The organism is Giesbergeria anulus (assembly GCF_900111115.1).
In the GTDB taxonomy this organism is placed as follows: Bacteria; Pseudomonadota; Gammaproteobacteria; order Burkholderiales; family Burkholderiaceae_C; genus Simplicispira; species Simplicispira anulus.
On the sequence record NZ_FOGD01000003.1, the window covers coordinates 23206 to 43713 of the forward strand.

15 protein-coding genes are annotated in these 20508 nt (G+C 58.1%); 6 read left to right on the plus strand and 9 right to left on the minus strand.

Going from position 1 to position 20508, the window contains the following annotated elements:
- Positions 1–4: 4 nt before the first annotated feature.
- Positions 5–502 (minus strand): outer membrane lipoprotein LolB, encoded by a 498-nt coding sequence (locus BMX55_RS06990; RefSeq protein ID WP_091455034.1) that lies wholly within the window; start codon positions 500–502, stop codon positions 5–7.
- The gene (locus tag BMX55_RS06995; RefSeq protein ID WP_091455037.1) at positions 502–2301 is read right to left on the minus strand and encodes a tetratricopeptide repeat protein; all 1800 of its coding nucleotides are present in this window, start codon (positions 2299–2301) and stop codon (positions 502–504) included. Before BMX55_RS06995 ends, BMX55_RS06990 begins: the two co-directional genes overlap by 1 nt.
- A 48-nt stretch (positions 2302–2349) precedes the next feature.
- Here BMX55_RS06995 and mutM point away from each other — a divergent pair, with 48 nt between their 5' ends.
- The 4 genes from mutM (at position 2350) to BMX55_RS07015 (ending at position 7653) form a co-directional block, all read left to right on the plus strand.
- On the plus strand, positions 2350–3165 hold the full coding sequence (gene mutM / locus BMX55_RS07000) for a bifunctional DNA-formamidopyrimidine glycosylase/DNA-(apurinic or apyrimidinic site) lyase (protein ID WP_091455040.1): 816 nt from the start codon (positions 2350–2352) through the stop codon (positions 3163–3165).
- A gap of 92 nt (positions 3166–3257) precedes the next feature.
- The gene (locus BMX55_RS07005; RefSeq protein ID WP_091455670.1) at positions 3258–5249 is read left to right on the plus strand and encodes a dynamin family protein; all 1992 of its coding nucleotides are present in this window, start codon (positions 3258–3260) and stop codon (positions 5247–5249) included.
- Positions 5246–6280 carry an A/G-specific adenine glycosylase gene (gene mutY / locus BMX55_RS07010; RefSeq protein WP_091455044.1) on the plus strand — a complete coding sequence of 345 codons (1035 nt, stop codon included), beginning with the start codon at positions 5246–5248 and terminating at the stop codon, positions 6278–6280. Before BMX55_RS07005 ends, mutY begins: the two co-directional genes overlap by 4 nt.
- 20 nt (positions 6281–6300) lie before the next feature.
- Entirely contained in the window at positions 6301–7653 is a 1353-nt protein-coding gene (locus BMX55_RS07015) for a glycosyltransferase (RefSeq protein ID WP_091455047.1), read from the plus strand.
- 11 nt (positions 7654–7664) lie between these two features.
- Here BMX55_RS07015 and BMX55_RS07020 read toward each other — a convergent pair whose 3' ends face one another.
- From BMX55_RS07020 to BMX55_RS07050, 7 genes are all read right to left on the minus strand, one after another.
- A complete protein-coding gene (locus tag BMX55_RS07020; RefSeq protein WP_091455051.1) occupies positions 7665–8279 on the minus strand; it encodes a hypothetical protein in 615 nt (204 codons plus the stop codon).
- A 74-nt stretch (positions 8280–8353) separates the two neighbouring features.
- Entirely contained in the window at positions 8354–10366 is a 2013-nt protein-coding gene (locus tag BMX55_RS07025) for a methyl-accepting chemotaxis protein (protein WP_091455055.1), read from the minus strand.
- A gap of 71 nt (positions 10367–10437) precedes the next feature.
- A complete protein-coding gene (locus BMX55_RS07030) occupies positions 10438–11919 on the minus strand; it encodes an ABC transporter substrate-binding protein (RefSeq protein ID WP_091455057.1) in 1482 nt (493 codons plus the stop codon).
- A 14-nt stretch (positions 11920–11933) separates the two neighbouring features.
- Positions 11934–12926 carry an ATP-binding cassette domain-containing protein gene (locus BMX55_RS07035; protein ID WP_245751317.1) on the minus strand — a complete coding sequence of 331 codons (993 nt, stop codon included), beginning with the start codon at positions 12924–12926 and terminating at the stop codon, positions 11934–11936.
- On the minus strand, positions 12923–13936 hold the full coding sequence (locus tag BMX55_RS07040; protein WP_091455676.1) for an ABC transporter ATP-binding protein: 1014 nt from the start codon (positions 13934–13936) through the stop codon (positions 12923–12925). Before BMX55_RS07040 ends, BMX55_RS07035 begins: the two co-directional genes overlap by 4 nt.
- Before the next feature lie 246 nt (positions 13937–14182).
- Complete coding sequence (locus BMX55_RS07045) at positions 14183–16165, minus strand: CotH kinase family protein (RefSeq protein ID WP_091455060.1); 1983 nt, start codon at positions 16163–16165, stop codon at positions 14183–14185.
- Positions 16162–16665 carry a hypothetical protein gene (locus BMX55_RS07050; RefSeq protein ID WP_218144465.1) on the minus strand — a complete coding sequence of 168 codons (504 nt, stop codon included), beginning with the start codon at positions 16663–16665 and terminating at the stop codon, positions 16162–16164. The genes BMX55_RS07045 and BMX55_RS07050 overlap by 4 nt, the downstream gene beginning before the upstream one ends.
- 105 nt (positions 16666–16770) lie before the next feature.
- Between BMX55_RS07050 and BMX55_RS07055 the strand changes: the two genes are divergently transcribed.
- Positions 16771–17418, plus strand: a complete 648-nt coding sequence (locus BMX55_RS07055; RefSeq protein WP_143059588.1) for a hypothetical protein — start codon at positions 16771–16773, stop codon at positions 17416–17418.
- Positions 17415–20477, plus strand: a complete 3063-nt coding sequence (locus BMX55_RS07060; protein ID WP_177172844.1) for an EAL domain-containing protein — start codon at positions 17415–17417, stop codon at positions 20475–20477. Before BMX55_RS07055 ends, BMX55_RS07060 begins: the two co-directional genes overlap by 4 nt.
- Positions 20478–20508 lie beyond the last annotated feature (31 nt).

Here is a 20508-nt window from a genome sequence, read left to right on the forward strand (position 1 = left end):
ACGATCAGCGTTCAAACGTGATGCGCAAGGTGGTTTGTGGCTCCGGGCTAAAGCGTGTGGCGCTCAGGCGGCCTTGGGCAATGGCGCTTAAGTCGGTGCTCCAGCCGTCCATGGGTGTGGGTAGGCCCGCCAGCCAATCAAATAGCGCGGTGATGGGGATGGGCGCGCCGGTGCCGCGCTCTAACAGGGCATCGACGGAGGCGGCTTCTTCGATGGTGTTGTTGGTGTGCAGCCGCGCCCCTTGTGGATTCCAGTGCAGTTGCGCTAGGGTGCTGCCCAAAGGGGTGCTCAATTGCAGGCTGCCGGTGTGGGCATGGCCTTGCAGTTCAAAGGCGGCAATAAAGGAGCGCGATGGCTGGCCCTCTACTTGCAGGGCCAAGCGGCCACTCCAGAAGGTGCGCTGGGCTGCGTCAGGCCCAGCAGGTGCCGCCGCAGGTTGGGCGCAGCCGAGCAAGGCGATGGGCAAGCCCAAAGCACAGAGCACAGCCCAGCGGCGCAGCATCAGGGCTGCGCGCCAAAGCGGCGCATGGTTTGTTGCAGGGTTTCGTTGTCAGGCTGCTGGCGCAGGCCCTGTTGCCAGATGGTGCGGGCGCGTTCGGGCTGCTTGAGCGTCCAGAGCACTTCGCCTAAGTGGGCGGCAATTTCGGCATCGGGGCGGCGGGCAAAGGCCGATTCGAGCAGGCGCAGTGCTTCGGTGAGCTCGCCCAGCCGGAAGTTGATCCAGCCTAGGCTGTCAATGATGAAAGGATCATTGGGGGCGTAGCTCAGGGCGGTTTCGATCAGCGTCTTGGCCTCTGTCAGTCGTACCCCGCGTTCGGCCAGCGAATAGCCCAAGGCGTTGTAGGCATGGTGAAAATCGGGCTGGCGCTCTATCACTAGGCGCAGCAGGCGCTCCATTTCGTCAAAACGGCCTAGTTTGTCGGCCATCATTGCTTGGTCGTAGAGTAGCTCGTTGTTCTCTGGGGCCAGTGCTACCAAACGGGTTTGGAGTTCGTAGGCGCTGGCGTGTTCCTTGGCATCGCGCAGCAATTGCACTTCGGCTTGTAGTTTGAGTTGCTCTTCTTGCGCGGTTTGGGTAGGCAGCTTGCGCAGCAAGGCGCGGGCTTGGGGCAGTTTGCCTTGGCGTGCCAGCAGGGCGGCACGTTGGGTTTGTGCGCCAAAAACGTCATCGGGGTGGTTGATGCGGTTGAGCCACGCATCGGCTTGGTGGTATTGGCCGCGTTTTTCGGCAATTTGAGCGTGCAGCAGGTAAGCCTGTGTCTGGCTTTTGCCCAGCTTGCTGTCTGGTGCTGGCTCGGCGGGGGCTTCTGCGGAGGTGAGGGCGGTAAATTTCTCTAGCGCAGCCTCGGCTTCGGGCAGTTGGTTGTTTTGTAACTGCACAGCGGCCAGCAAAAACCAAGCATCGGACTGCTCTGGGTTTTGGCTGGTTAACATTTGCAACTGTGCTTGGGCTTGGGGGTAGCGCTGGCTGCTGAGCAACAGGCGGGCATAGGCCAGCCGCAGGTCTGCATGGACTTGGGGTTGGGAAAAGTAGCGCTCGACCGGCCCGGCAGCGTCGGCATGGCCGCGCTCTAGCAGTTCTAGCGCCAGCAGGGCAGCGGCGTCGTCGATGGGGGCTAGGCGCTCGGCTTGCTGCACAGCTTGCAAGGCACCGGGCAAATCTTCGGCTTGCAAGCGTAAGCGGCCCAAGGCCGCCCAAGCGGCAGGGCCGGTGTGGGGTTGGTTGAGGTAGGGAGCTAAGACTTGCTCGACCAAACTGGCGGCCAAGGCTTTGTCACTGACGCGGCGGTACAGTTGCGGCAGCGCCAAAAAGGCGCTGGCTTGGCTGGGTGCAGGGGTGAGTGACAGCTCTTGTGCCAGTGGTGTTGCTGTGTCGCGCACCCGGTTGAGGGCGATGAGAATTTGCAGCACATAGCGGTTGGCCTCGCGTGACTGTGGCCAAGCCTGTTGCCAAGCCCGTGCCGCTGCCAGTGCTGACTCGCCTGAGCGTGCCTGCAAGGCAATGTCGGTGGCGCGTTGGTAGAGTGGCTCGTCGTGACGGCTGCGTGCGGCCTCTAGCATCAGGGCAAAGCCGGTGGCTGGGTCGCCGGTGCGGGTGGCTATTTCACCGAGCAAGATGTCATAAAAAACCTCGGCGTTGAAGGCCGCATTGAGTGCGGAGGTGCGCGCCTCTTCTTGCGCTAAACGGCGTTGATTTTTTGCCGCATGGGCCGATGGGGCGGATGGCGTTGCCGCCACCGCAGCATTGACTGTAAGGGCAGCGGTAAGAGTGCAGAGCAAAAAACGACGAATGGAGGCCATAGACCATAATAATCCATGCTTCGATACATCCAGCCAAAGTGGTGAAACATGCCTGAATTGCCCGAAGTAGAAGTCACGCGCCGCAGTTTTGCGCAGTCTATTGCGGGGGCCAAAATTTTGGCCGCCTTACCGGGCAAGCCTTTGCGCTGGCCGTTGGGTTGCGCACCCACGGATTTGGTCGGGCGGGTGGTGCAAGGGGTGCGCCGGCGCGGCAAGTATTTGTTGCTCGATTTGGAGCCGGGCCTGTTGCTGCTGCACCTAGGCATGTCGGGCAGCTTGCGCTTTGCACCCACCTTGCCTGCCCCCGGCCCCCATGACCATTTTGATTTGCACACCACGCAGGGTAGTTTGCGCTTGAACGACCCACGCCGTTTTGGCGCTGTGGTTTATGCCAGTGCCGAGCACGATGCGGTGGCACAAAAGCTGTTGGGCCATTTGGGTATGGAGCCTTTGTCTGATGCCTTTGAGCTGGCAGCATTTGAGCGTGGCCTGCAGGCCAGTCGCTCTAGTATTAAGCAGTTGCTGCTGGCTGGGCGCTTGGTGGTGGGTGTGGGCAATATCTATGCTTGTGAGGCGTTGTTTCTAGCCGGTATTTTGCCTACTGCGCTTGCCCGTGATCTGCTGCCCGTGCAGGTGCTGCGGTTGCATGGGGCGATTCGGCAGGTGTTGGCAAAGGCGGTCGATAGCGGTGGCAGCACCTTGCGCAATTTTTCCAGTGCCAATGGCCAGAGTGGTCATTTTCAGCAGCAAGTCCATGTTTATGGCCGGGAGGGCCAGCCCTGTCATACTTGTGCTACGCCAGTGCGCATGGTGCGCCAGGTGCAGCGCAGCAGCTATTACTGCCCTGTCTGCCAACATGGCTGATCGCCCCGATTCTGTACGGTGTGAGCGCTGTGCGGGCAGCCTACGGCGGCACGTATTTTGTTGCAGTGGGCTTTTTGAATTCCGGGAACAAAGTGGAATCTTCATTCAACGACCAGTTTGAGCAACATGGCCAGTGGCGGCGTGCATTTGCCCAGCAGTTGAAGCAGTTGGCGCAATGGATGGACGCCCAAGAGCTGATGGATGCTGCGGTGCAAGAGCGCCTGCAAAGACTAGAGGCGCAGGTGCGCTCAGACAAAATCATGGTTGCCTTTGTGGCCGAGTTCTCGCGCGGCAAGTCTGAGCTGATTAACGCCATTTTTTTTGCCAACTATGGCCGGCGCATCATGCCCGCCAGTCCGGGGCGCACCACCATGTGCCCGACCGAGTTGGGCTACGACAGCACAGAGCCACCCACCTTGCGCCTGTTGCCCATTGAGACCCGGCTGCAAGCGCCCAGCCTGAGCGAGTGGCGCTTGCGCCGCGACACTTGGGTGACGCTGCCCTTGGACATTCACCACGCCGCTGAGATTGCTGAGGCCATCGAAAAGGTGGCCCAAGTGCGCAAGGTGAGCCTTGACGAGGCGCGCGCGTTGGGTTTTTGGCACGACGAGTTGCCTGAAGACAACCCTTTCCCCGATGCCCACGGCCAAGTAGAGGTGCCGATGTGGCGTCATGCCATCATCAACATGCCGCACCCGCTGCTCAAAGATGGGCTAGTCATTTTGGATACCCCCGGCCTCAATGCGGTGGGGGCCGAGCCAGAACTGACCGTCAACCTGATTTCGCAGGCCCATGCTGTAGTATTTATTTTGGGGGCCGATACGGGCGTGACGCGCTCGGATTTGGCGATTTGGCGTGAGCATTTGGCTGCCCCCCAAGGCAGCAACGATGCGCGGCTGGTGGTACTCAACAAGATTGATACCCTGTGGGATGCGCTCAGTACCCCTGAGCTGGTACGCACGCAGTTGCAGCGTCAGTGTGCCACCTCGGCTCAGTTGTTGGGGGTGACTACCGCTCAGGTGCTGCCGGTATCGGCACAAAAAGGCTTGCTGGCCAAAATCACCAGCGACGATGCCCTGTTGCAGGCCAGTGGCTTGCCGAGGTTAGAGGCAGCGCTGGCGCACGGCATCATGGGCCAGCGCCAAGCCATTTTGCGTGCTGCCGTAGCAGCTGGGGTCTCTAGCCTGAATGTCGAGATGACCCGCGTGTTTAACATCCGCCGCCGCGATTTGGACGATCAGATGCTAGAGCTGCGCAGCTTGCGCGGCAAAAATGCCTCGGTGATTGAGTCCATGCGCAGCCGCATTGAGCAAGAGCAAACAGAATTTAACTGCAGCGCCGCCAAGATACAGGCGGTGCGCACCGTACACCTTAGGCTGTTGCAGGACGTGTTTTTGCAACTGGGGGCCAAGGCACTCAAAGAGCACATGCGCTCTTTGGTCGAGGCGTTGCAGCAAAAGGGCCTGAAATTGGGGGTGCGCAAGCAATATGCCGAAACTTTTGAGCACCTAGGGGCCACGCTGGATGCTGCCCAAGCAGCGGCCACCGAGATTCAGGCCATGTTGGGGGGCACCTTCAATCAGCTCAATGCCGAGTTTGGCTTTTCATTGCAGGTACCAGCACCGCCGCGCATGGAGCAGTTTTCTGCGGATTTGGCGCGTATTCAAGAGAGCCATTTACAGTATCTGAGCTTGGGCAATGCCCTGAAACTGGCGAACTCCGATTTTGCTGAGCGCCTAGGCCGGGCGCTGTTTATGCGCGTGCGCGCCGTATTGGAGTCGGCGGCCAATGATTTGGAGTTGTGGAGCAAAACCGCCACGGCGCAATTGGACGCCCAATTGCGCGAGCGTCGGCGCAGTTTTACCCGGCGTATTGAGGCGGTAGACCGCATCCAATCGGCAGCCAGTGGGCTGGTAGAGCGCATTGCCGAAATTGAGGAGAGCGAGGCTGCGCTGTCTCGTTTGCAGCAAAGGCTACAAGCCCACACCCAACAGTTGCTGGCTTTGTCGGCGGGGGCATCCACGGTGCCAAGGGTATTGCCAGCGTCAGCGCCCGATGTGGCAGCGGTGGTTGCTGCTGCATGAGTACCTTGGCCGATACGGTGGTGGCTTGGCAGGCCCAGCATGGCCGTAACCACTTGCCTTGGCAGCAAACGCGCGACCCGTACCGGGTCTGGCTGTCAGAAATCATGCTGCAACAGACCCAAGTGAGCACGGTGCTGGACTATTACGCCCGCTTTTTGGTTCGGTTCCCAGACGTGGCAGCTTTGGCCGCCGCATCGCAAGACGAGGTGCTGGCGCTGTGGAGTGGCTTAGGCTATTACAGTCGGGCGCGCAATTTGCACCGCTGCGCCCAAGTGGTGGTGCAGCAGCACGGGGGGCAGTTTCCGCCCACCGCGGCCCAGTTGGCGCAGTTGCCGGGCATAGGCCGCTCTACAGCGGGGGCGATTGCCTCTTTCTGCTTTGCTGAGCGTGTGCCCATTCTGGATGCCAATGTGCGCCGGGTGCTCACCCGTGTGTTGGCTTTTGGTGCCGATTTGGCTGTAGCCGCAAATGAGCGCCAGCTGTGGGATGCTGCGCAGGCCCTTTTGCCTGAGCACAACCTAGCAGTGACCATGCCCGGTTATACCCAAGGCCTGATGGACTTGGGCGCTACGGTGTGTTCAGTGCGCAAACCCAGTTGCCTGCTGTGTCCATTGAGCGGGCAGTGCGTAGCGCTAGCCCAAGGCGAGCCTGAGCACTACCCCGTCAAAACACGCAAGTTGCAGCGGCAGGCGCAGTCGTGGTGGCTGTTGTGGTTGCAAGATGCCCAAGGCCGGGTCTATTTGCAGCGGCGGCCTGCCACGGGCATCTGGGCTGGTCTGTATTGCTTGCCGGTGCTCGATTCGGCGCAAGCGCTGGCCCAGCATCCCGCCTTGGCCGATGCCAGCGCAGTAGAGCATTTGCCCGCCTTTTTACACGTACTCACACACCGTGATTTGCACTTGCACCCGGTGCGCGCACACATAAAGGTGCCTGATGTGGCGTGTGACGAGGGCGGGGGCTGGTTTGCGCCTGCGCAATGGCCCGATTTGGGCTTGCCCGCCCCCATCCGTAAATTATTGTTGGCCGGGTGAGGGCCCCGGATGGTTTGTCGATGAAGATTTTGTTTGTTCACCCGTATTTTCCGGGGCCGTTTGCGGCGCTTGCTGCTACTTTAGCCGCTGATGCTGCCCATACCGTGCTGGCCTTGGTGGCGGCACAAGCCGAGCCACCCGCACCGTGGCAAGGGGTGACGCTGGTGGCTTGCCCACCCCCGCGTGCCAGCGTCGAGGGCCTGCACCCTTGGTTGCAAGAGGCCGAGCGCCAAACTTTGCGCGGCGAGGCGGCCTGCCATGCGGCGCTGCAACTGCAAGCGCAGGGCTTTACGCCTGATGTTATTGTGGCCCACCCCGGTTGGGGCGATAGCTTGTTCTTGAAAGAGGTCTGGCCCCAAGCCCGGCTGGGTTTGTATGCCGAGCTGTTTTACCAGCCGGGCAGCATTGCCGCTGGTTTTGATCCGGAGTTTCCAGCCCCCGGCCTGTTGGCTGGGGCTGCATTGCGCCTGAAAAACCTGCCCCATTGCTTGCACTGGCAAGAGGCCCAAGCCGTCATCAGCCCCACGCAATGGCAGGCCGATACCTTTCCGCCTGCTCTGCGCCAGCGCATCACGGTGATTCGTGATGGCATCGACACGGCGGCTATTGCCCCTCATCCAAACATTAGCATCACCCTCAACGACTGTTTGGTGTTGACGCGCGCGCACGAAGTTGTCACTTTTGCCAGCCGTACGCTAGAACCTTGCCGGGGTTTTCATGTGTTGATGCGCAGCCTGCCGCCGTTGTTGCGCTTGCGGCCCCAAGCCCATGTGGTGATTGTGGGAGGCACCGAAGGCGGTTATGGCCCTCGGCCTGACAGCGGCCAAAACTGGCGTGAGCTGCTGGTGCAGGAGTTGCAGCCGCAGATGGACGCAGCAGAGTGGGCGCGGGTGCATTTTGTGGGCCAAGTACCCCACGCCAGCCTGATCGGTTTATTGCAGGCGTCTAGCGTGCATATTTACCTCAGCTACCCTTTTGTGTTGGGGCGTAGCCTGCTCGAAGCCATGAGCGTGGGTTGTGCCGTGGTGGGCAGCAACACCGCTCCAGTGCGCGAGGTGTTGCAGCACGGCGAGACCGGCCTGCTGGTAGATTTTTTTGATGCCTCTGCTTTGGCCGCTACCGTGGCCCAATTGCTGGCGGATGCCCCCACACGCCAGCGCTTGGGGGTGCAAGCTAGGCAATGGGTGCAAGCGCATGGCGATGGGCAAACGGTTACGCTGCCCCAGCAACAGCAATGGTTACAGGCATTGGCAGGTGCTGATGCCGTAGCGCAAAAGCCAGCGCCCCTGCCAGCACAGAGCAGCGCCCCAGAGATGGTGCAGCTGCGCCAGTCATTGGCTGAGGTGCGGGCTTTGCTGGACGAGGAGTTGTAGCGGGAGAGGGCTTATGCAGCGTTGCCGCGCACCAAGGCCAGATAGTCGCGCCGTGTTTCTGGAGAAACGCTGGCCACCAGTTGTGCATAGGGCGTTTGGTGGCGCGCCTGCATCCGCGCTGATGCCATGGCATGGGATTTACAAAACCAGTGGCAGGTGTGTTGCATTAAAAACAGTTCTGCCGACATGGTAAAGGCGCGGTCGCGCTCCGATTGGCCGGGCTGGCCTTGCACGGCACGGGTCAGGCCGCGTGCATGGATGACCAGTGCCTTGCGCATATCAAAAGTGGCCTGGGGCCACCAGACATCGGCCAGTGGCAAAGGCAGGGCCAAGCGGCTGATGCGGGCACTGGTGGCATCGACTTTGGCAAAGTCTGCGGCAAAACGGCCAAATTGTTCGCACAACTGGTTCTCGGTAGTGGCCAGCAGATGCCAGATTTGCCCGCGCCGCTCAGGGGTGCTCTCTCCCAAAGCACGCAGATAGCCTTCAGTGAGTGCTTCCATCAGCTTTTCGATCTGATAGGGATGCAAGTGCTGGCCCAGCAGAACGATGCGCTTGCGTTGGTGCTGCCGGCTGAAGAAATAGACACCTGCGGTGAGCAGGATAGCCAAAGTGAAGATGTCCATTACAGCAACAATAGGCAGAAAAAGTGGGCCAGAAAAAAGGTGGAGTGTAGCGGTGGCGTCACATGCAATGGGCGTCAACTGAGTTGGAATTTGGCAATTTCAGCCATGAGCGTATCTGCTTGGGCCTTGAGTGCTTGGGCGGTGGTGGTGGTGTTTTGCACCATCGCAGCGTTGTTTTGCGTGTCTTTGTCTAGTTGGTGAATGGCTTGGCCCGCTTGCTCTACCCCTGCCGCTTGTTCTTGGGCACTGGTGGCAATTTCTGCTAGCAAGGTGCGGATGCGTTGGGCATTGGAGCGCAGCTCGTGCATGGTTTGGCCTGCATTTTCAGCCACCGCTGCGCCTTGGCTGGCTTGGGTGACGCTGGCTGTAATCAACTCCTTGATCTCTTTGGCGGCGTGGGCGCTGCGTTGGGCCAGAGCGCGTACTTCGGTAGCCACCACGGCAAAACCACGGCCTTGCTCTCCGGCTCTGGCCGCTTCTACAGCAGCGTTGAGCGCCAAAATGTTGGTTTGGAAGGCGATACCGTCAATAACGCTGATGATGTCGCTGATTTTGCTCGAGGCGGTATTGATGCCTGACATTACCGTGACCACCGAGGCCATGACTTCACCGCCCCGCTCTGCTACGTCTGCATTAGTTTGGGCCACTTGGGCTGCCTGTCGTGCATGTTCTGCGGTGTAGTTGACGGTGGAGCCGATTTCTTCCATCACCGCAGCTTGTTCTTCTAGGCTAGCGGCTGCCGACTCGGTGCGGCTCGATAGCTCACTACTGGCATGGGAAATATGATCGGCGGCTGCATCAAGTTCGGTGGCTGAGTAGCGCACCTTGCGAATCAAGCTGTGCAATGCCTCATAGGCTTGGCGCAAATCCGTAATCAGCAGGGCTGGTTCATCTTTGCCCCACGGCATACTGGGTGGGCGGCGCAAATCGCCGGTGGCCATTTCTTGCAAGTGCTCGCGGATCAGGTTCAGCCCGCCCCGGGTGACCAGATAGAACGAGTAGAACAGGTACATCGCCACCAGAATGAAAAGGGCCGCCACCATGAAGATGGAGTCGCGCGATTGTGTTAGTTTAGCTTCGCGCTCGGCCAGCAGATGTTCCAGCGCAGGCAAGCCAGTTTCATACAGTGACAACAGAGCAGACAGGTTCTTGTCACCCAGATCGTAGACCTGTTCTGGTGTCTGCGCGCTGGACAGCAGCTGTATTGGGTTAGACACTTGATGGAGGTAGGCCTTGACCTGTTGTAACTGCTCTAGGTGCAGGCGCTCTTTCAACAAAGGCGATGCCTTGATGGCACGGCTAAAGTAGCTTTCTAGGTCTTCGATGCCGCGCAGCGCGCCTGCATTCCAGATACGGTAGCGTTCTAGCTGCTCAGGAGTGACCCCGCCTTTGGCTACACTGAAGGTGCTCCAGCCCCACAATTGGCCGATTTCTTCGGCGGTGCGTGGCATGGACAGCACTAGCGCATTGGTCAAGTAAAAGCTCTCTAGCTCTGGGTCTAGGGTCAGGTTCGAGTTATCAGCCATGTCTTCCAGCAATGCAATGCTTGCTTGGGTCAGATCGTTGAAGATCGTGCGCCCCTGTGCATCCACCCCACTGGGTTGCAGGGGGGCGTTAGCCCAAAATTTTTGCAGTGCCTTGACGCTGGGATTGAGGCCCAGTCCATCGTTGGACTCGCCGATGTGTTCTACCAGTTCAGCCATGGCCTTTTCCATCTCTGCACGGGCTGCGGTGTATTGGGTTGTTCGGTCTAGCCCGCCTAAGTTGGCCCGTGTGGCATTGCGCGCTTTGAGGATGCTGTGCATCACAGGGGCATAGTGCTCCATCGTGGCGACACCGAGCCGCTCTTTGCGGGTGAATTCGATCAGGTCTTGTTTGGCGGAGAAACTGACCCAGCCCAAATACACCAGTGGAATCAAAAACGCCAAGGAAATCCAGAGCGCCTTGGTACCAAAGTTGATATTGCGCATCCATTTGACGCCCAAGGCCCAGATGCCGTGGGGGTAAAAGATGCTGTCACCTACCGATGGGCTGGAGTGATGGGCCGGGGGCGGAGAGGATTGGCGAGTAAGACGGGGTACGGACATAGCAAGCGTTGACGTAGGGCCAACCAGTATCAGAGGGTAGGACAGAAGTGTTATGACAAAGCGGTGGCAGGTTACCAGTGCAGGGCAGAGAGATCATTGACAAAGATCGGCATATCTTTCCAAAGTCCCTTCAGGCGCTTGTCGGCTACCGTCACCCATTGCGGTTGGTACAAAAAAGCATGCACTGCATCTTCAGCCAGCATGCGCTGGGCATCGCCCAGCAGCCGGGCGCGGTCTACTGGCCGAGCGGCAGCTTGTATTTGTGCGTACAGCGCCTGAAAGGCCGATGAACGGTAGCCCCAGTAGTAATCGGGTTTGGCAAAATTGCCCAAGTCAAATGGCTCGACATGGGAGATCAGTGTCAGGTCGTAGTTTTTGTGCTGGTAGGTGCCACTGAGCCATTGCGCCCACTCTACGTTTTGCAATTTGACTTGGATGCCCACCTTGGCCAGTTGGGCCGCCACAATCTCGCCGCCTTGGCGGGCATAAGGCGGTGGTGGCAAGGTCATGGTCAGTTTGAGTGGCAGTTGGATACCGGCCTCGCGCAGCAGCCGTTTGGCTTTGTCGGGGTCGTAGGGGTTGATGCCGGTGGTATCAACATAGCCAAAGCTGCCCGGTACATAGTGGCTGCCAATGGGCACGCCATAGCCATCGCCACCGCCATCGATCAGGGCTTTGCGGTCAATGGCGGCGGCAATGGCGCGGCGCACGCGTACATCGCTCAGGGGTTTGCGGGCGTTGTTGATGGCAACGATGGTTTTGGCGCGTGAGTTGCTCACCTGCACCTGAAAGCGCGGGTTGGCTTTGAACTGGGCTACGCTGCGCGGTGCCACGCGGGCAAACAAATCGACATCACCCGCCAGCAAGGCTGCCACTTGGGCCGCTGGATCGGCAATAAAGCGAAAAGTGGCTTGGCGGATGCGCAGTGGTGCGCTGGCGCGAAAGCCGCTCCACTGCTCTAGTGTGAGTGAAGCGCCCTTGCGCCACTGCTTGAGCTGGTAGGGGCCGGTGCCCACCGGCTTGGTGGCATTGCTGGCGGCGCTTTGCGGCTCCACCATTGCGGCGCTGGCTTGGCCAAGCATAAACAGAAAGTCGGGATCAATGTCTTGGTGGCGGATGGTGAGGGTGTGCTCATCCACCACCTCGGTGCGCAGCCGGGCAAAGCTGCTTTTGTCTTTGTTGGTGCTTTTGGCGCTGCCCGCACGCTCTAGGGAGAACTGGGCCGTGGCCGCATTAAACGGTACGCCGTTGTGAAATTTGGCATCCTTGCGCAGGCGCAGTGTGGTGGTTTTGAGGTCGGGCGAGACCTCCCAGCTCTCGGCCAGTAGCGGTGAGACGCTGCCGTCGGCGTTGATTTTGGTCAGGGTCTCAAACAGGTTGTAATGGACGATCTCGCCAATCGCTGAGGCCGCGCCAGAGGTAGGGTCTAGCCCCGGCGGCTCTAGGTGCAGTGCCAACACCAAGGTATCTTTGGTGGACTGGGCCAGACTGGGCAGAGAAAAACAAGTGCTGGCAAAGGCACCTGTGGCCAAAAGGGTGCGGCGGTGGAGCATGAATGGGATGGTTTTTAGAGCAAGGGAGGCACCTGCCCAGCAGCGGGGCGGGGTGTAGGAGGATTGTCGTCCACCGCGTTGGCGATGCGTTGGCGCAAGGTTTGGCGTCGGCGGGCGCGACCGGGGTCAATTTGTGGCACAGCCTGCACCAAGGCTTGGGTGCAGGGGTGGTGGGGGTCAGAAAACAGCGCTTGCGGCGTGCCCCGCTCTACCACTTGGCCCTGATCGAGCACCAGCACCTCGTCACACAAGTGCTGCACCACAGCTAAATCGTGGCTGATGAGCAAATAGCCCAGCCCATGCTGTTGTTGCAGATCGATGAGCAAATTGAGTACCTGCGCTTGCACTGACACATCTAGCGCACTGACCGGCTCGTCGGCCACGATCAGCAAAGGCCGGGTGATGAGTGCGCGAGCAATGGCAATGCGCTGGCGCTGCCCGCCTGAAAATTGATGGGGGTATTTGTCTAAATCGCTACTGCTCAGGCCCACTTGGGCCAATACCTGTGCCGCCTGTTCCCGCTGTGCAGCCCGCTGGGTAGCGGGTTCTAGCACCCGCAGCGGCTCAGTGATGATGCGTTCAATGCGTTGGCGTGGGTCGAGGCAGCTGTATGGGTCTTGAAACACCATCTGCATATTGCGCCGTGCTTGGCGCAGTGCCGAAGGCGCTAAGGTGTGCAGCGTGCGGCCCAGCAGCCGGATGGAGCCGCTGGTGGGTTGCAGCAAGGCCATGACCAGCCGGGCCAGCGTCGATTTGCCTGCCCCAGAAGCGCCCACAATGCCCAGACTGCGTCCGGTGTGCAGCGTAAAGCTGATGTCTTGCAGCACCGTCCGTTGCTCTGGTTCCGACCACGGCCAGCGCCGGTGCAAGGGGTAGCTGAACCCCAGCCCTTGTGCTTGCAGCAAAGGCAGTTCTGGCAGGTTTTCGAGGTCGGGGGTTTGCCATGCGATGCCGGGTAGATCTCGAAAGGTGATGTCGATGGGATTGGTGGCGGTTTTGGCCATCATCGTACCCTCCAAGCGGCTTGCCCTGGCCCAGCATACAGGGTGGGTTCCATGCGCCAGCAGCGCACAGTATGGCCGTCATCGGCGCCAGTTTGTGCCGGGGGCGCATCGCGGTGGCAGGCCGCCAAGGTCAGTTCGCAGCGTCCGGCAAAGGGGCAGCCCGCAGGCAGATCGGCCAGTGCGGGCAGGGTGCCGCTCATAGCAGGCAAGCGTTGGCGCAAGGGCTGGCGCAGGCCCAGAACTGGGCGTGCCGCGAGCAAACCCCGGCTGTAAGGATGGGCTAGGTGGGCAAAAACGGCAGCGGTGGGGCCGCTTTCCATCACGCTGCCGCCGTACATCACAAGCATCTGGTCGGTGTTTTGTGCAATCAGCCCCAAATCGTGCGAGATCAGCAGCAGTGCCATGCCACGCTCGGCGGCCAAGTCTTGTAGCAAATCCAAAATCTGCTGCTGCAAAGTCACGTCCAGTGCGGTGGTAGGTTCATCGGCGATGAGCAAGTCGGGGCCACAGGCCAAGGCCATCGCGATGGTGATGCGCTGGCGCTGGCCGCCAGAAAATTGGTGCGGATAGGCGTCCATGCGTTGGGCGGCCTCTGGCAGGCCCACCCGCTCCAGCAGGGCTTGGGCTTGCTGGCGGGCTGCTGCACGCCCCAACTTTTGGTGCAAGCGCAGTGGCTCGGCCACTTGGTCGCCAATACGGTGCAACGGGTTGAGGGCCGTCATCGGCTCTTGAAACACCATGCCAATGCGCTGGCCCCGAATGCGACACAGCGCCGCTTCGGGCAGCCCCAGTAGTTCTTGGCCGTTCAGGCGCACGCTGCCACGGGCTTGTGCTCCTTCGGGCAGCAGCCCTAGCAGTGCTAAGGCGGTGAGCGATTTTCCACTGCCCGACTCCCCCACCAGCCCCAGCACTTGGCCGCGCTCCAAGGTAAAACCAATGCTGCGTACCGCCGCTGCCCGGCCTTGGGGCGTGGGCAGGGTGATGTGCAGATCTGCAACTTCTAGCAGGGGGATAGGCATGAGCGTCAACGGGGTCTAAGATGCAGGGGAACAGTCCAAGAGGACTCAGGGCAAGCCGCGAGCCTTACTTGACAGAAGAAGCCCCTCATTTATTGGCTGGAGCAGATTCCGACGCAGGCGCGGTCAACATCGTTCGTCAGGCCATCCGATTTCGGCCAACCCTCCTTGACTGAACGGTATTACGCCGGAATCTGCCTTTCCTCCTTGGGCTGCCGCTGATCTGCTAAGGCAGTTTTTCGATCACTGCTGCACGATTTGGCTTCCCCTGACCACAAAAGGGAGTACGCCGAAATAGCGGGTATTTGCCGATTCCATAATATCGAACGCTTCTCGGGTGTTTCCTTTGCTGTCGGTGGCAGATACCTTCAAATACCAGCTTCCATCAGGCAACATCGGCATCAGCCATTCGTTCTCGGTCAGATCGATTTGCGTCCTGATACTGGAGAAATCGGGTTTTGCCGAGATCATCGCCGTATAACGAACGGGGTCGCCCTGTAAATCGACAGATTGACCCCAACTAAACCGAATCTGATTACCTTGATTGGTAGCCGATTGCCAGAAAGGCATCGGGTTTTCCAGCGTACTGGTGAAGTTGGCGAGATTAGTTCGAATCACTTTAGCGATTCGGGTGCATTCGGCATCCCATTCGCTGCTTGCGGCATTGCTGACAAGTGGCAGATCGTTGAGATCCGGGGAGGTTGTAACCGATGGCCTGACTAATGGCCGATAGGCATCGATTTTCTCCTTGATTTTAGCTTCGGTCAGGTAACGTTCGGCAAGCTCATTGACGGTCGCCACCAGTTCGGCCCGGTACTTAGGATTGCTCAGGAATCGCTGGTGTAGGGGCGCTCCCCACCAGTTGGCTACCGTTTGCTGGTGGGGGGCATAAAGTGGGCTGGCTACCTTTTGGTCTGGTTGATCTTCAAAGCCGAAGGCACCGTCATAATCCCAGGGCAGGAAGTAAAACTTGTCGTTGGCCTTTGGTTGGTGAAGCGCGAAGTTCTGGTTGATGGTGTCACGATTGCCCATCAGGATGTTCGAGGCCAACCAGGTCAGGTAATTTTTCCGATCAAAGTATTTAGTGAATACGGTGTCAAAATCCGTGCCTGAGTCATTAACTGCATTAATCATGGCAATCAGTTTTTCATGATTGCCGTTGTCGGCCTCAAGACTTAAAACCTTTTCGAATTCGGTTTTACTGAGCGGTTTGCCTTTGCTGTCTAGGGCGAGATTGGCGCTCAAGCGAAAGTCGAAATCCTCGGCCTTGTAAATATTCCCATCGGTAGGCAGGCCTCGTTTGCTGAGGTACTCCTTGCCCATTTTTTCGACGTGGGTGAAAAGTCCGAAGTCTCCGGTGGCGTAACTGATTCCGCTGGCGTTCTTGTTGGTGATGCTGATGCGGACGAATTGAGTGCGCAAGCTGGGAATGTGCGGAATGTCTCGGAACAGGTCAAAGGCCAGTTTGTTGCGCATCCGGGTTAGGTCATACGGATGTTTGTTGAACTGCAGGGTTTTTTCATCGCGCCATGCTGCGGCGTCGTTGGCAAGTTTTATCCGGTAGGATTTCTGTGCTGAGAAGCGTGAACTATGGCCGCGTAAGCGCAGCGTGGCGTTGGTGGTTTTGCCATCATCAGGATAGCCATCAACGATGAAGTGAGCGGCAACCTCCGGAACAATCGCGTCGCTGTCATCAATATCAGCATTGACGTCGGCAAAGGTATACGTCCCGTCCGTGGTGACCACTGTTGCCTTCAATACTTTCGCTTCTTCGACCGCATAGACGCTAGGGGCATCCTTGACGTAGGGCGATTCTTCCACCGGTACTTCGATCATCGATGCCGGATCTAGCCTAAAGACACTGAGGTCGGTGGAACGCAGCGCGGCCTGAAAGGCACGGGTGACGCCGCCGTCGGCATACTCCAGATAGGGGATGTTCAGCGTGAAAGCGCCGTTTACCTCAGCGATAGTGGTGGCGTTCACTGCCGGAGTGACTGGACTTACGATACCGACTGAACCCGGTTCCAGTTGAAAGATTCCGCCATCGCTGGTGGTCAACGCCACCCGAAATCCTTGTTTGCTGACACCGCTGTTGTATTCCATATAGGGAATGCTCAGTCGGAAGCCGTTTTGAGCGGCGGTAAAGAAAGGAAATTCCTGGCTGCCGGCTAAGGCTGGCAGCAGGAGAGAAGCCGCGCAACAAAGTTGTTTGATCGAACGGGTCATAATGATTCGGTGATTTCCGGTGGTGGGTGGTTGACATCCAGTGACATTGAAGCACCAATGCCCCGGCGGTCTTGTCTGAAAGAACTGCCGCGCAGTTTGTATTTGGACAGCGCGTAGTTGCCCAAGAGGCTCAATTTTTGGCTTGCAAAGTGAATGTGTCCGTCTTTGAATGGTATCCAGCCTAGCGAATAATCAGGATTAGATACGCACCAATTTAGCTGCCTTTTCTTGAACTGCTTGCGTCGCGTGACGTACTCGACATACACCCGTTGCACGGTGCCACTGCCCACGCTGATACCACCGGATCGGCTGTAGCCTGCTGTGCATTTTTGCAGACCATAGGATAGATATTTTGGCTTGCTGTGGAAGAGGCATGCTGCCTTGACCGGTACTTCGTTGATGTGGCTCCAGACCTGATTGACTTCACGTTCCATCTGATGCAACACTTTGGCGTGCTTGTCTTTGAGGCGCAGTTGGAGGGTTTTTGTGTTAGCACTCACAGTGGGCATCATAGCGCTCGAACTTGGGCTTGAACCCCGAGGTTGGCGCGAGCAGGTCGGTACAGCCTGTGGTGTTTTGGGGTAGCGTCGTCTATGATCTTTGGCGTGAGCACCAGCATCAAAACTCCGCAACTGCCCCTCAAAGACAAGTACGCTAAAGTGTTGCGTCAGATGATGCGTGAGATCAATCAGGTCTGGAACCACATCAATGAAGTCTCGGCCAAGGTAGCGTGGCCTTTTCATGGTAGGTCTCAATTTTTATCAGGTGACGATCTGCAAAAATGCACGGCAGGCTATAGCCCATCCGGTGGTGTCAGTGTGGGTAGTGGCACCGTGCAACGGGTGTGTGTCAAGTACGCCACGCGGCACAAGCAGTTCAAGACAGAGCGCTTTAATTGGCGTGTTTCTAACCAAAAATCACCCAAGTATTCGCTGGGCTGGATACTGTTTAAAGGCGGGCGTTCCAAATGCAAAGTTGGGCAAATCCATTTTGCTGGTCAAAAAGACGGCAGGGGGCGTTGGTACTTCAATGTCACCATTGATTTTTCAGAATTCGTCGGCCCCCGACTTTCTGCTCTAGATGTTGGTATCGACTTGGTTCTGAAAGGGTGCGCCACGGCGTCAAACGAACAAAAGCTGTGTGGGTGCTGGTATCGCCAGCACGAGAACGCTGTGATCTTCGTCGGCGGCGGGACATCGCCGTCTGGCAGCAGGAATTGCCGTCCTTTAGGGCGGAGAGGATGTCAAGCATGATCCTTGCCCTCATCAATAACATCGCATTTTTGGTTGCCTTGGTAGCTGCCGGGCAGATCGTTATTTCGCGTTTTCACAAGAATCCACTCAATCGCCAGCTGCTGCTCGGTTTGCTGTTTGGCGGCGTTACTTTGCTGGGTATCGCCAATCCCTTGAATTTTTCTCCCGGTGTGATTTTTGACGGGCGGTCGATTGTGTTGTCGGTGGTTGGGGTAGTGGGTGGCGGTACGGCTGCGCTGATTGCCGCCGTCATGGCTGCCTTATATCGCTACCATCTGGGCGGTGTCGGCATGCCGGTCGGCATCGCGGTGGCACTTGCATCGGCTTTGCTGGGAGTGCTGGCAAGGCAATGGTGGCTGCGCCAGAGAAGCCCACCACAGCCGATGCACTACTGGGCACTGGGCGTAGTGGTTCAACTGATGCAGTTGGCAGCGTTCACGCAGGTTCCGAATCAGGCTGGTTACGCTTTTATTGCGCAGGCTTGGTGGTTACTTCTGCTGTTTTACCCCCTTGCCACGATGTTGCTATGCCTTATTTTTCGCAATCACGAACAGCAGTTGATTGATCTGCATGCTTTGTCTTGCGCCCAAGCTGCGGTAACTGCTGCGGAAACTGCCAGCAGGGAGCGCTTTCACGCCTATTTCGACCATTCCATCGTTGGCCTTGCGATCACCAGCCCAGAAAAAGGATGGATAGAGGTCAACGAAGCACTTTGCGCCATGTTGGGATACACGCGGGACGAACTGACCCACACGACTTGGACAGAACTGACCTACCCCGAAGATTTAGCTCCCGACTTGGTGCAGTTCAACCGGATGCTGACGGGCGACATCAACAGCTATACCCTGGATAAACGGTTCATTCACAAGGATGGGCACTTGGTGTACACGCGCTTGGCGATCAGCCATGTACGCAAGGCCGACGGCAACATCGATTATGTCGTCGCAATGGTAGATGACATCAGCGAACGCAAAAAGGCGCAGATGGCCAGCGATGCGGTGCGTCGTCAGTTGCAAGCCACGTTGGATGCCTTGCCCGATCTGCTGTTTGAAATGGACGCCGAAGGCCGTATCTTTAACTACCACAGCCACCGTAATCATTTGCTAGCAGTCCCGCCAGAGGTGTTTATTGGCAAGCGGGTTGCTGATTTGCTGCCGCCAGATGCCGTCAGTGCCTGTCAGCAGGCCATTGATGAGGCGACGCAAAAAGGCTTTTCTACTGGCCTGACTTACCAGCTTGCTTTGCAGCAGGGTCTATTTTGGTTTGAACTCTCTGTGGCACCACTGCATGCTGACGCTCAGGTCGGCCAGCGCTTCATCATGATCTGCCGTGATATTACCGACAGGATGCGTGCCAACGAGAGCTTGCGCCAGGCAGCCAGTGTTTTTAGTCACACCCGTGAAGGCATTGCTATTACGGACGTCGATGGGGCTATTCTCAATATCAATCAAGCCTTTACGTGCATCACTGGCTATAGCCGCGAAGACGTCATCGGTCAGAAGTTGCACATGCTCAATTCTGGCAGACAAGATACCGGGTTTTACCAAGCAATGTGGGACGACTTGGCCCATCAAGGCCATTGGAGTGGCGAGATTTGGAACAGGCGCAAAGACGGTGAGGTGATTGTTGAACGGTTGACCATCAGCGCGGTACGCGATCAACAAGGCACCACACAGCAGTATGTAGGCTTGTTCTCGGATATCACCGACATCAAGGCGCATCAGAGCCAACTCGAACATATTGCCCACTTTGATGCACTGACCAACTTGCCCAACCGCGTGCTTTTGGCCGAGTGCGTGCAGCAGGCGATGGGCCGTGCAGTACGGCATCAGCAGCAGTTGGCAGTGATTTACCTTGATTTGGATGGTTTCAAGGTGATTAACGACCAATATGGCCATGGCGTGGGCGACCATATGCTCATTACTCTGGCCCATCGTATCAAAGATACGCTGCGTGCGGGCGACACGATGGCCCGCTTGGGTGGTGATGAGTTTGTGGCAGTTTTGATTGACTTAGAAGACACCTCAGCCTGCTTGCCGCTACTCAAGCAGGTGCTGGCTGCTGCCGCGCTGCCAGTGCAGATGGGCGACCTGAGCTTGCAAGTTTCGGCCAGTCTGGGCGTCACTTTTTACCCGCAAGCGCACGACATGGATGCCGACCAACTTTTGCGCCAGGCCGACCAAGCCATGTACCAAGCCAAAGTGGCTGGTAAGAACCGCTACTGCATATTTGATGCTGCGCAAGACAGCAGCATCCGCGACCACCACGAAAGCCTAGAGCGCATTCGCCTAGCACTTGAAAGTGGTGAGTTTGTGCTGTACTACCAACCCAAAGTCAATATGCACAGCGGCAAGGTGATTGGTGCCGAAGCGTTGATTCGTTGGCAGCACCCGGACAAAGGGTTGTTGGCCCCTGCCACTTTCTTGCCGGTGATCGAAAATCACCCACTGGCTGTGAAGATGGGCGAGTGGGTGACTGACACTGCCATGCACCAGATGGAGCTGTGGCAAGCCGCTGGTCTGGTGTTGCCTGTTAGCGTCAATATCGGGGCCCGGCAATTGCAGCAAGGCGATTTTGTGGAGCGCCTACAGGTCATCTTGGCCAAGCACCCGCAGGTGCACCCGAGCTGCCTTGAACTGGAAGTGCTCGAGACCAGCGCACTGAGTGACATGGGCCAAGTGTCACAAGTGATTGACGACTGTGCAAAGATGGGCGTGAAGTTTGCCCTCGATGACTTTGGAACTGGTTATTCGTCGCTCACCTACCTCAAGCGTTTGCACGTGGGAATGCTCAAGATCGATCAGAGTTTTGTGCGTGACATGCTCGAAGACCCAGAGGATCTGGCCATTTTGGAGGGTGTTATCGGTCTGGCGGCTGCTTTCAAGCGCGAGGTGATTGCCGAGGGTGTGGAGACCGTGGCACACGGCACCGCGCTGCTACAGCTAGGTTGTCAATTGGCACAGGGCTATGGCATTGCCAGACCTATGCCCGCCGACAAAATGCCTGCGTGGGTGGCCACTTGGCAGCCTCATGTCGCGTGGGGTGCAGGCCATAAATGAGATACCTAGCGTGAGCGGCCAAAACCCCAAG